General features: G+C 75.0%; 10 protein-coding genes. 6 read left to right on the forward strand and 4 right to left on the reverse strand.

The features are described 5' to 3' along the window. Positions 1–29: 29 nt before the first annotated feature. Entirely contained in the window at positions 30–206 is a 177-nt protein-coding gene (locus ACI798_RS11755; RefSeq protein ID WP_456941520.1) for a hypothetical protein, read from the forward strand. Positions 207–271: 65 nt separating this feature from the next. Here ACI798_RS11755 and ACI798_RS11760 read toward each other — a convergent pair whose 3' ends face one another. After that, positions 272–2,065, reverse strand: a complete 1,794-nt coding sequence (locus ACI798_RS11760) for an acyl-CoA dehydrogenase (protein ID WP_457047991.1) — start codon at positions 2,063–2,065, stop codon at positions 272–274. A 93-nt stretch (positions 2,066–2,158) separates the two neighbouring features. Between ACI798_RS11760 and ACI798_RS11765 the strand changes: the two genes are divergently transcribed. Continuing rightward, positions 2,159–2,335, forward strand: coding sequence for a hypothetical protein (locus tag ACI798_RS11765; protein ID WP_457047992.1), 177 nt, complete (start codon positions 2,159–2,161; stop codon positions 2,333–2,335). 76 nt (positions 2,336–2,411) lie between these two features. Here the strand turns inward: ACI798_RS11765 and ACI798_RS11770 are convergent, their stop codons facing one another. Both ACI798_RS11770 and ACI798_RS11775 read right to left on the reverse strand, forming a co-directional pair. Beyond that, positions 2,412–4,187: an MDR family MFS transporter gene (locus ACI798_RS11770; RefSeq protein WP_456941522.1), complete on the reverse strand. Its 1,776-nt coding sequence runs from the start codon at positions 4,185–4,187 to the stop codon at positions 2,412–2,414. Continuing rightward, on the reverse strand, positions 4,184–4,720 hold the full coding sequence (locus ACI798_RS11775) for a MarR family winged helix-turn-helix transcriptional regulator (protein ID WP_456941523.1): 537 nt from the start codon (positions 4,718–4,720) through the stop codon (positions 4,184–4,186). The genes ACI798_RS11770 and ACI798_RS11775 overlap by 4 nt, the downstream gene beginning before the upstream one ends. Positions 4,721–5,016: 296 nt before the next feature. Here ACI798_RS11775 and hrpA point away from each other — a divergent pair, with 296 nt between their 5' ends. Further along, on the forward strand, positions 5,017–8,964 hold the full coding sequence (hrpA, locus tag ACI798_RS11780; RefSeq protein ID WP_457047993.1) for an ATP-dependent RNA helicase HrpA: 3,948 nt from the start codon (positions 5,017–5,019) through the stop codon (positions 8,962–8,964). Here the strand turns inward: hrpA and ACI798_RS11785 are convergent. Continuing rightward, positions 8,961–9,362 carry a hypothetical protein gene (locus ACI798_RS11785; protein ID WP_456941525.1) on the reverse strand — a complete coding sequence of 134 codons (402 nt, stop codon included), beginning with the start codon at positions 9,360–9,362 and terminating at the stop codon, positions 8,961–8,963. The genes hrpA and ACI798_RS11785 overlap by 4 nt on opposite strands. 382 nt (positions 9,363–9,744) lie before the next feature. On the opposite strand from ACI798_RS11785, the gene ACI798_RS11790 reads away from it, so the two are divergent. The 3 genes from ACI798_RS11790 (at position 9,745) to ACI798_RS11800 (ending at position 11,607) form a co-directional block, all read left to right on the forward strand. Next, on the forward strand, positions 9,745–9,948 hold the full coding sequence (locus ACI798_RS11790) for an ATP-binding protein (RefSeq protein ID WP_457047994.1): 204 nt from the start codon (positions 9,745–9,747) through the stop codon (positions 9,946–9,948). Positions 9,949–10,023: 75 nt separating this feature from the next. Beyond that, positions 10,024–10,197 carry a hypothetical protein gene (locus tag ACI798_RS11795; RefSeq protein ID WP_456941527.1) on the forward strand — a complete coding sequence of 58 codons (174 nt, stop codon included), beginning with the start codon at positions 10,024–10,026 and terminating at the stop codon, positions 10,195–10,197. A 45-nt stretch (positions 10,198–10,242) separates the two neighbouring features. Next, positions 10,243–11,607, forward strand: a complete 1,365-nt coding sequence (locus ACI798_RS11800) for a cytochrome P450 (RefSeq protein WP_456941528.1) — start codon at positions 10,243–10,245, stop codon at positions 11,605–11,607. Positions 11,608–11,627 lie beyond the last annotated feature (20 nt).

The following is an 11,627-nucleotide window of genomic DNA, read 5'->3' on the forward strand; positions in this document are numbered from 1 at the left end:
GTCACGAGACGAGCAAGGGGACGTTCGAGATGTTTCTGTGGCCTGCAGTCACCCTGGTCGGGTTCCTGGTCCTGACCGCCCTGGTGATCGCGATGGGCACCTCGACCACGGCACGGTACGAGCGCGAGCAGCGGGCGGCCGCCCGCCGCGAGACCGCGCCGGCCGGTGCCGCCGTCGAGGCCGTGGGGATGGCCCGGGCGGCCTGACCCGCCCGCGCCCCGGACGACCCGCGCCCCGCCGCTCCTCCCGGAGCCGCGGGGCGCGAGTGCGTTCAGAGGTGGGCGTCGGGGGTGTCGAGCACCGTCCGGTCCAGGGACTCCAGCAGGTCCAGCCAGGTGTGCACCTTGGGCAGCTCCCAGTGCTGGAAGTACCGCGCCGCGGCGCGCTTGCCCTCGTGGAAGTCGCTGGTCTCGTCGCGCGTCGCCAGCGCCTGCTCCAGCCACAGCCAGCCGACGACGGTGTGCCCGGCCGCGTCGAGGTAGGCGCTGGCGTTGGCCAGGGCCAGCGCCGGGTCGCCGGTGCCCCACAGCGTGCCGGTCACCGCCACCAGCCGGGTGACGGCGGCGTCGACGTCCGCGGCCAGGTCGGCGAACGGCGTCCCGGCCGCCCGTGCCGTCGTCGCCGCGATCGTCTCGGCCAGCAGCCGCAGGCCGGCGCCGCCCTGCACGGTCACCTTGCGGCCGAGCAGGTCCAGCGCCTGGATCCCGTTGGTGCCCTCGTGGATCGGGTTGAGCCGGTTGTCCCGGTAGAACTGCTCGACCGGGTAGTCGCGGGTGTAGCCGTAGCCGCCGTGCACCTGGATGGCCAGGTCGTCGGCGACCGGCCCCCACTGCGAGGGCCACGCCTTGGCGATCGGCGTCAGGGTGTCGAGCAGCAGGTGGGCGCGGCTGCGGTCGTCCTCGGTCTCGCCGGTCTTCTCCTCGTCGACCAGGCGGGCGCAGTACAGGCCCAGCGCCAGGCCGCCCTGCGCGTAGCTCTTGGCGGCCAGCAGCATCCGGCGGACGTCGGGGTGGTCGACCAGCCGCACCATCGGCGACGACGGGTCCTTGCTGCTCGCCGAGCGGCCCTGGGTCCGGGTGCGCGCGTACTCCAGCGCGTGCAGGTAGCCGGTGTAGCCGAGGACGGTGGCGCCCATCCCGACGCCGATCCGCGCCTCGTTCATCATGTGGAACATGTAGGAGAGCCCCTTGTGCGGCTCGCCCACGAGGTACCCGACGGCGCCGGCCCGCCCGCCGGGGGTGTGCACGCCCTCGCCGAAGTTGAGCAGCGTGTTCGTCGTCCCGCGGTAGCCCATCTTGTGGTTGAGGCCGGCCAGGACGACGTCGTTGCGCTCGCCCAGGGACCCGTCGTCGTCCACCAGCACCTTCGGGACGATGAACAGCGAGATGCCCTTCACGCCGGGCGGCCCGCCGGGGATCTTGGCCAGCACCAGGTGGACGATGTTCTCGGTCAGCTCGTGGTCGCCGGCCGAGATCCACATCTTGTTGCCGGTGAGCCGGTAGGTGCCGTCGTCCTGGGGCTCGGCGCGCGTGGTGATGTCGGCGAGCGACGACCCGGCCTGGGGCTCGGACAGCGCCATCGTGCCGAACCAGCGGCCCTCGAGCATCGGCCGGACGAAGCGGTCCTTCTGCTCCTGCGAGCCGTGCGCGAGCAGCAGGCGGGCGTTGCCCATGGTGAGGAACGGGTAGCTCGAGGTCCCGACGTTGGCCGCCTTGAACCAGGCGAACGCCGCCTGCCCGACGGTCTGCGGCAGCTGCAGGCCGCCGTACTCCTCGTCGAAGGTCCCGGCCATGATCCCGGACTCGCGGAACACCGCGAGCGCCTTCGCGACCTCGGGGATCATCTCCACCCTGCCGTCGACGAACCGCGGCTCGTTCTCGTCGGCCTTCCGGTTGTGCGGCGCGAAGTGCTCCGTGGCGATCTGCTGGGCCAGCTCCATCACCGCGTCGAACGTCTCGCGGGAGTGCTCGGCGAAGCGGGGCCGCTTGGTGAGGGTCTCGACCTCGAGCCACTCGTGGAGCAGGAAGTCCAGGTCGCGCGGCGACAGGACGAGGTTGGGGGACACGGGGCCTCCACGGACGACGGCGGCGGGAGAGCCGGGCGCGCGGCCCGACCGGCCCACGATAGGCCGGGTCCGCGCCCGGGTAGCAGCTCCCTCGTGGACCTGCAGCAGCTGATGGGCCGTGCGACCGGCCTGGCCTCCGGAGCAGGTGCGGCACTGCTGCACCGGCTGCAGCACGTCCGCATGCCCGGCGCCGGCCAGGACGTGTCGATCATCGGCTGTGTGCACGCGACACGGCACGACACGCCGCCGCACCGTGCACGCGTCCGGTGATCGACGGCCGACCCGGCCCGGGACGACGAGAGGCCCCTCCCCGCACGGTGCGGGGAGGGGCCTCTCGGCCGGTGCGTCAGGAGCGGTGCCGGCCGGCGGGCTCGGCGTCGCCGGGGCGCCCGGTCGGGGGAGCCGTCGACGTCGGCGCCGCGGCACCGGCGGCCTGGGCCACCTGGGCGCCGGCGTCGTCCCCGGTGGGCTCGCCGGCGGTCTGGCGGGCGGCCTGCTGGGCCTGGATGCCGGACTGGTTGCTCAGCGCCAGCTGCGGCAGGAACAGGAACACGAAGAACCCGATCGCCACGACGCAGGCGGCGATGAGGAACACCAGGTCGATCGAGTTCGAGAACCCGGTCTTGAACGGCGCCGCGAGGAACGACGGCAGCGTCTGGATGAACGAGGTGTCCGACAGGTCGCCGCCGCCCTGGAGCTGGCCGCTCTGCAGCGCCTGCTGCACCCGCGGGTCGGTCGACGACGTCAGCGCCGACCCGATGTCCACCGGCAGCCGGCTGAACAGCACGGACAGGAAGACCGCGGTGCCGATCGTGCCGCCCATCTGCCGGAAGAACGTGACCGACGAGGTGGCCACGCCCATCTCCCGCGGGGACACGGCGTTCTGCACGGCGAGGATCGTGGGCTGGAAGTTGAAGCCCAGACCCAGGCCCAGCAGGACCATGAACGGCACGAGCGTCCACACCGAGGTGTCGGCGTCGACGACGAACGACATCGACAGCAGCGCGACGGTCATGAACACGATGCCGACCAGCGGGAAGACCTTGTACTTCCCGGTCTTCGAGATCGCGATGCCCGAGCCCATCGCGCCGGTCATGATGCCGGCGACCAGCGGGATCATCTGCAGGCCGGCGACCGTGGCGCTCGAGCCGTGGACGATCTGCAGGTACTGCGGGAGCAGCAGCAGGCCGCCGAACATGCCCGCACCCATCACCACGCTGCCGACGCCGACGACGCTGAAGCTGCGGTTGCGGAACAGCCGCAGGGGCAGCAGCGCCTCGTCGCGGTAGGCCCGCTCGGCGAGGAGGAACAGCACGAAGCCGACGGCGCCGATGCCGTAGCAGACCAGCGAGCGGGTCGAGCCCCAGCCCCAGATGCGGCCCTGCTCGGCGACGATCAGCAGCGGCACGAGGAAGGCGATCAGCGCCAGCGCGCCGGGCCAGTCGATGCGGTGCTCGCGCCGCTCGTGCGGCAGGTGCAGCACCCGGAAGACGGCGGCGAAGGCGACCAGGCCCAGCGGGACGTTGACGTAGAAGATCCAGCGCCAGCCGTCGACGCCGAGCAGCGCGTCCTGGCCGGCGAAGAACCCGCCGATGACCGGGCCCAGGACGCTCGAGGTGCCGAAGACGGCCATGAAGTAGCCCTGGTACCGCGAGCGCTCCCGCGGCGGCACGATGTCGCCGATGATCGCCAGCGCCAGCGACATCAGGCCACCGGCGCCGATGCCCTGGACCGCGCGGAACGCGGCGAGCTCGTACATGGAGTCCGCCAGGCCGCAGAGCATCGAGCCGACGACGAACACGGCGATGGCGAACAGGTAGAACGGCCGCCGGCCGTAGATGTCGGAGAGCTTGCCGTACAGCGGCGTGGCGATCGTCGAGGTGATGAGGAACGCCGTCGTCGCCCAGGCCTGCAGGTCGTAGCCCTGCAGGTCGTCGGCGATGGTGCGGATCGCGGTCGCGACGACGGTCTGGTCGAGGGCCGCGAGGAACATCGCGACCATCAGGCCGACGATGATCGTGAGGATCTGGCGGTGCGTGAAGGCGCCGGAGGAGTCCGGTGCGGCCGCCGCGGCGCGGGCGCCGCTGCGCCCACCCGTGGGGCGGGCGGTGGTCTGGCTCATGGCTTCTCTCTCGGGACGGGGAGTGCAGAGGGGGAGCGGGGGTCGGACGGCAGCGCTGCCGTCAGGTCGTCGAGCAGGCGCCCGAAGAGCTCGGTGAGCGTGGCGAGGTCGGCGTCGGACCAGCCGGTGAGCATCCCGGCGAGCTGGGCGGTGCGCTCCTCGGCCAGCCGCTCGACGGCGGCCCGGCCGGCGTCGGTGACGACGAGGCGCGTGGCGCGGCCGTCGGTCTCGTCGGCCACGCGCTGCACCAGGTCGCGCTCGACCAGCCAGGCCACGTGCCGGCTGACCGTCGACGGGTCGGCGTGCACGAGCTCGGCCAGCGCGCTCTGCCGCAGCGGGCCCAGCCGGGTCAGCGGGAAGAGCAGCACCAGGGCCGCGCGCTCCCGGCCGTCGGCGCCCGACGGGAGGCTCTTGAACGCGTGGGCCAGCCGCATGAAGCGCGGCATCTGCTCGGAGAGCCGGCGGACCTCCGCGGCGCGCTGCGGCGACGGTGCGGCCGGGGGGCCGGCGTCACGGGACGCAGACGGCGACATGGGGACTCCGGGGAACGGGTGGCGAAGATGAGTGCACGGTACAACTTCATGTGCGGTGCACACAACCAGTTGCAGCGTGCACGCATCGTGATCTGGGCGACAGCGCGGCCCCACTCCGGTACCCGCGGGTGCCGGTCGGTGCACGTCTCGCGGGAAGGGTCCGCGGCCCCGGCGCGTTGCACCGCTCGGTCCAGCGGCCCCGGGCGTCCGGCGGCACGGGCCGGACCTGCGATCCTGGGGGCGGTGGCCCCGGTCGCCACCCGTCCCCTCACCCGGAAAGGGAGTCGAGCGCGCCCGTGACCGCGACCCTCGCGGACCTCCGGTCCCGGCTGGCCGCGCTGACCCTCGACGACGAGCACCGGCTCGGCCGCCGGCTCGAGGGCCTGCGCCGCACCCGCGACGAGGGCGCGCGCGCACGGGCCCTCGACAAGGTCGCCGCCGACGTCGTCGCCGCCGAGGAGCGCATCGCCCGCCGGCGGGCCGCCGTCCCGGCGGTCAGCTATCCCGAGCAGCTGCCGGTCAGCGCCCGGCGCGACGACATCGCCGCCGCGCTGCGCGAGCACCAGGTCGTCGTCGTCGCCGGGGAGACCGGCTCGGGCAAGACCACCCAGCTGCCCAAGATCGCCCTCGAGCTCGGCCGCGGCGTGCGCGGGCGGATCGGGCACACCCAGCCGCGGCGGATCGCCGCGCGCACGGTGGCCGAGCGGATCGCCGAGGAGCTCGGCACGCCGCTGGGTGGTGCGGTCGGGTGGAAGGTGCGGTTCACCGACCAGGTCGGCGACGGCACGCTGGTCAAGCTCATGACCGACGGCGTGCTGCTGGCCGAGATCGCCCACGACCGGCTGCTGCGCCAGTACGACACGATCATCGTCGACGAGGCGCACGAGCGGAGCCTCAACATCGACTTCCTGCTGGGCTACCTCGCCCAGCTGCTGCCGCGCCGGCCCGACCTCAAGGTCGTCATCACCTCGGCCACCATCGACGTCGACCGGATCGCCAAGCACTTCTCCGTCGACGGCGCCGAGGTGCCCGTCGTCGAGGTCAGCGGCCGCACCTACCCGGTCGAGGTCCGCTACCGGCCCGTCGTCGACCCCGACGACCCGGACGCCGACCCCGACCGCGACCAGGTCAGCGCCATCGGCGACGCCGTCGGGGAGCTGGTCGCGGAGGGTCCGGGCGACGTCCTGGTCTTCCTCGCCGGTGAGCGCGAGATCCGCGACACCGCCGACGCGCTGGCCGAGCGCTTCCCCGGCGTCGAGGTGCTGCCGCTCTACTCCCGGCTGTCGGCCGCCGACCAGCACCGGGTGTTCCAGCCGCACACGGGCCGCCGGGTCGTGCTGGCCACCAACGTCGCCGAGACGTCGCTGACCGTGCCCGGCATCCGCTACGTCGTCGACCCCGGCACCGCGCGCATCTCCCGCTACAGCGCACGGACGAAGGTGCAGCGGCTGCCGATCGAGCCGATCAGCCAGGCCTCGGCGCGGCAGCGCTCGGGCCGCTGCGGCCGCGTCGCCGAGGGCATCGCGATCCGGCTGTACACCGAGGACGACTTCGACGGCCGGCCGGAGTACACCGACCCGGAGATCCTCCGGACCAGCCTCGCCTCGGTGCTGCTGCAGATGGCCGCGCTCGACCTCGGCGCCGTCGAGGACTTCCCGTTCGTGGACCCGCCGGACCGGCGCGCGGTCGCCGACGGCCGCGCCCTGCTCGAGGAGCTCGGCGCCCTCGACGCCGAGGGCCGGCTCACCCTCACCGGGCGGGCGCTCGCGCAGCTCCCGCTGGACCCGCGGCTGGGCCGGATGGTCGTCGAGGCCGACCGGCGCGGCGTGCTGGAGGAGGTGCTCGTCATCGCTGCGGGCCTGACCATCCAGGACCCCCGCGAGCGGCCCGCCGAGCACCAGCAGGCCGCCGACCAGGTGCACGCCCGGTTCGCCGACGAGCACTCCGACTTCCTCACGCTGCTCAACCTCTGGCGGTACCTGACCGAGCAGCAGGAGGCGCTGTCGGGCAGCGCGTTCCGCCGCACGGTCAAGCGCGAGTTCCTCCACTACCTGCGCATCCGCGAGTGGCAGGACCTGCACGGCCAGCTCCGCAGCACCGCCCGCCGCCTCGGCATGACCCCCGGCTCGCTCGCCGCCGAGCCCGACGAGCGCGGCATCACCACCGCCCTGCTGTCCGGACTGCTGTCGCAGATCGGCCTGCAGGTGGAGGAGAGCCATGCGCGCGCGAGAGGCGGAAGGGGGCGGGGGCGCGAGTACCTGGGCGCCCGCGGCGCCCGGTTCGTCATCGCCCCCGGCACCCCGCTGGCGAAGAAGCCGCCGCGCTGGGTCGTGGCCGCCGAGCTGGTGGAGACCAGCCGGCTGTTCGCCCGCACCGTGGCCCGCGTCGACCCCGACGACGTCGAGCGGCTGGCCGGCCACCTGGTCCGGCGCGAGTACTCCGAGCCCCGGTGGGACGCCAAGCGCGGCTCCGTCGTGGCCACCGAGCGGGTCACCCTCTACGGCATCCCGCTCGTGGTCGGCCGGCGGGTGCAGTACGGCTCGATCGACCCGGTGGTCTCCCGCGAGCTGTTCATCCGGCACGCCCTCGTCCAGGGCGAGTGGACGACGCACCACCGCTTCTGGGCCGACAACCAGCGGGCGCTCGAGCGGGTCGCCGAGCTGGAGGAGCGGGCCCGCCGCCGGGACATCCGGGTCGACGACGAGACGCTGTTCGAGCTCTACGACGCCCGCATCCCCGCCGAGGTCGTCTCCACCCGGCACTTCGACCGCTGGTGGAAGCAGGCCCGCCGCGAGACGCCGGACCTGCTCACCCTCACGCCGGAGGTGCTCACCGACGCGGCCGCGGCCGGGCAGGTGGATCCCGCGGACTTCCCCGACGAGGTGCCGCTGAGGCAGGGCCTGACCCTGCCGCTGTCCTACGCCTTCGCCCCCGGCGCGCCGGAGGACGGCGTCACCGTCGACGTCCCGCTGGCGGTGCTCGACACCGTCGCCGAGCGGACCTCGGGGGAGTCGCTGGCCTTCACCGTCCCCGGCCTGCGCGAGGAGCTGGTGACGGCGCTGCTGCGGACGCTGCCCAAGCAGCTGCGCCGGGCGCTGGTGCCGATCCCCGACCGGGTCCGCGAGGTGCTGCCGCGCATCAGCCCGGCCGAGCCGCTGCTGCCGGCGCTGGAGCGCGAGCTGCGCCGGTCCGCGGCCGTCGTCGTCCCGCCGGACGCCTGGCGCCCGGCCGAGGTGCCCGCGCACCTGCGCGCCACCTTCCGCGTGCTCGACGACGAGCAGAGGCCGCTGGCCACCGGCAAGGACCTGCAGGCGCTGCGCCGCGAGGTGGCCCCGGCCGGCCGGGCGAGCCTGGCCCGCGCCGCCTCCGACCTGGAGCGCACCGGGCTGACCGCCTGGACGATCGGCGAGCTGCCGCGCACCGTCGAGGTGCGCCGCGGCGGGCACGTGGTCACCGCGTACCCGGCGCTGGTCGACGAGGGGGCGACGGTCGGCGTCCGGGTGGTGGCCACCGAGGCCGAGGCCGGACGGCTGACCTGGCGCGGCGCCCGGCGGCTGCTCGTGCTGGTGGCCGGCTCGCCCACCCGGCAGGTGGTCAAGGGGCTCTCCCCGACGAGCCGGCTCGCCCTGCAGTTCAACCCCGACGGCGAGATCCCCGCGCTGGTCGACGACTGCGTCGACGCCGCGGCCGACGAGCTGGTCGCCGGCGCCGGCGGGCCGCCCCGCGACGAGGCCGCCTTCACCGCCCTGGTGGCGACGGCGCGGCAGCAGCTGCTGCCGCTCACCCAGGACGCCGTCCGCCGGGTCGAGGCGGTGCTCACCCAGGCGCGCGAGGTCGCCGTCGCGATCGGCGCGGCGCCCGGGCGCCGGGTGCCCGAGGCCGCCGTCGCCGACCTGCGCCGCCAGATGACCGGGCTGCTGCACCGCGGGTTCGTGGCCGACGCCGGCCGGCGGCGGCTGCCCGACCTGGTGCGCTACCTCAGGGGGATGGCGCTGCGGCTGGAGAAGCTCCCGGCCAACGCGGTGCGCGACGCCCTGTGGACGGAGCAGGTCGCCGCGGTGACCGCCGAGTACGAGCAGCTGCGCCGCGAGGTGCCGCCCACCGGCGGCCCCGACGACCCGGTCGCCCGCATCCGGTGGATGGTCGAGGAGCTGCGCGTGGGCCTGTTCGCCCAGCAGCTCGGCACGCCCCGGCCGATCTCCGAGCAGCGCGTCTACAAGGCCATCGACGCCCTGACCGCCTAGGCCGGAGGGGTCTCGCGGCCGTCGTCCCGGGCGGGCTGCTCGCGGAGCAGGGCCGAGATGCGCTGGCGGGTGACGCCGAACATCGCGGCGATCCGGTTGATGCTCACCTGCTCGGCCTGCAGGGCGCGGGCCTGCGCGCGGCGCCAGACCGACCCGGCGCCGGCCAGGGCTCCGAGGACGGTGGTGATCCGCTCGACGACCAGCGGGCGGGACTCCTCGGTGACGATGGCGAGCCAGCTGTCCCCCGCGCGGCGCTGGGTGAGCAGCTGCTGGGCGCGGGTCCGGGCGTCCTGCAGCTCGGCCGCGCACCGGTCGATCTCCCGGACCAGCTCCTCCAGGGCCGCGACCGCGTCGTCCCCTGGTGCCGACGTGGCGGTCCCCGACGGTCCTGTGGTCACCGGGAGCCTCCTGACGTGCCGGCGGGCCCCTGCCCGCGATCGGTTGGGCGCGATCCTACTGAACGGCCGTTGCGTGCAACGGGTGTGACGCGCAACGGCCCTTGCACGCAACGGCGGTTGCCAGGGGAGACCGGTCCTGGGACGGTGGGCCGCGACCCGATGACGCACAACCGGCCCGCCCCGGACGGCCGGTCACCAGGGGGCGAGATGTCGGCACCCACCGCACGGGTGGACCTGCCACCGGAGCCGCGCAGCGTCCCCACTGCCCGGCACGTGGCCCGCGAGACGCTGCGCACCTGGCGGGCGCCCCAGGACGCCGACGACGTCGCCCTCCTCGTGACCGAGCTGGTGGCCGACGTCGTCGACCACGTGGGCGGGGAGCGTGCTGTCCCTGGAGCTCGAGTACTCCGACGGCTGGTTGCGCATCGCGGTGTCCGACGGCTCGGGCACCCGTCCCGTCGTCGGCGAGCTGCGCGGCGACCGGCCCCGCGGCCGCGGCATGCAGATCGTCGACGCCATCGCCGACTCCTGGGGCGTGGAGGACGTCGACGGCGGCGAGCGCGTCCGGTTCGTGCTCGGGAGGTGACCGGGGCCGGAGTTTGACCGCGGGGCCCGCCGGGGAGGGCTGGAGGGACCGAAGCCGTTCGACGGAGGAGATGGGATGAGCGAGCCCACCAGCCACACCGAGGCCGCGGGCGAGGGCCTGTCCGACGAGGAGATGGCGCAGACCGTCGCCGACCAGACCGACAGCGCCTCGGGGCACGCGTACAAGGCCGGCAAGGACTGGGACGGCGACGCCAGCCAGGCGCCCGCGCCCCCGGACACCGACGCCTGAGCTGACAGACTCCTCCCGCCCGGTGTGCGCCGGGCGGGAGGTGCTGTGACGACGACGTCCCGGCGGCCGGCCCGGCCCGCTCCCGGCTCCCCGGCCGCACCCGCCCCGGCGCGCCTGCTGCGCCCGGCCCGCACGGCCACCCGCTACGCGCTGGGCCACGGCCTGCCGGCCCTCTACCTCGCGCGCGCCGCCCGCCGGGGTGACCCGGTCGCCCGGCTGCTGCGCGACCCGGCGTCCCGCGAGGACCCCTACGGCCTCTACGACCGGCTGCGCGCCCGCGGCCCGCTGTCCGGCAGCGCACTGGGCCCGGTCACCGCCTCGCACCCCGTCGCTGCCGCGGTGCTGCGCTCGGACGCGGCCGGCGTGGGCTGGGACCGGTCGCAGGCGCCGGCCCCCGTCCGGTGGGCGCTGCGGTTCGCCGACGAGCTCGACGCCACCGGCGTGGCCGAGCCGCCGTCCATGCTGGTCACCGACCCGCCCGACCACACCCGCTTCCGCCGGCTGGTCAGCCGCGCCTTCACCCCGCGCGCCACGCTGGCCTCCGGGCCGATGGTGCGGCGCACCGCCGAGGCGCTGCTGGACCGGCTCGCCGGCCGCGACGACGTCGTCGACCTGGTCGGCGCCTACGCCGCGCAGCTGCCGGTGCTGGTCATCGCCGACCTGCTCGCCGTCCCCGCCGACCGCCGCGGGGACTTCCTGCGCTGGGGCGCCGCCGCGGCCGCCACCCTCGACCCCGGCCTGCCGCTGCGCCGCTACCTGGCCGCCGAGCGCGCGCTGCGCGCCATGCACGCCTTCCTCCGCGGGCATGTCGCGCGGCTGCGCGCCGATCCCGGGGAGGACCTGGTCAGCCGGCTGGTCACCCTCCCCGACGACGAGGCGCTCACCGAGCGCGAGCTGCACGCCACGGTGATGCTGCTGCTCGGCGCCGGGTTCGAGACCACGGTCAACCTGCTCGGCAACGCCGTCGTGCTGCTCGACGCCCACCGCGACCAGTGGGACGCCCTGCGGGAGGACCCGGCGGGCTGGGACGGCGCGGTGGAGGAGGTGCTCCGCCACGACAGCCCGGTCCAGCTCACCGGCCGCGTTGTCACGCGGGACACCGAGGTCGCGGGCACGCCCCTGCCGGCCGGCACGCGGGTGACCCTGCTGCTCGGCGCGGCCAACCGGGACCCGGCGGTGTTCGCCGATCCCGCCCGCTTCGACGTCACCCGGGCCAACGCCCGCGAGCACCTGGCCTTCTCCGGCGGGATCCACTACTGCCTGGGCGCGGGCCTGGCCCGGCTGGAGGGCGTCGTCGGCCTGCGGACGCTCACCGAGCGGTTCCCGCGGCTGCGGGTGGCCGGCCGCCCCGTCCGCCGCGACCTGCAGACGCTGCGCGGCTTCGAGACGCTCCCCGTCAGACTGCGGTGAGGGCCTCTCCGTCCGGGCCG

The organism is Geodermatophilus sp. SYSU D01045 (genome assembly GCF_054050295.1).

Bases quoted from the DNA above. Each gene is read 5' to 3' on its own strand.
- ACI798_RS11770 (WP_456941522.1), bottom strand. From the start codon at position 4,187: ATGAGCCAGACCACCGCCCGCCCCACGGGTGGGCGCAGCGGCGCCCGC.
- ACI798_RS11755 (WP_456941520.1), top strand. From the start codon at position 30: ATGTTTCTGTGGCCTGCAGTCACCCTGGTCGGGTTCCTGGTCCTGACC.
- ACI798_RS11775 (WP_456941523.1), bottom strand. From the start codon at position 4,720: ATGTCGCCGTCTGCGTCCCGTGACGCCGGCCCCCCGGCCGCACCGTCG.
- ACI798_RS11795 (WP_456941527.1), top strand. From the start codon at position 10,024: ATGAGCGAGCCCACCAGCCACACCGAGGCCGCGGGCGAGGGCCTGTCC.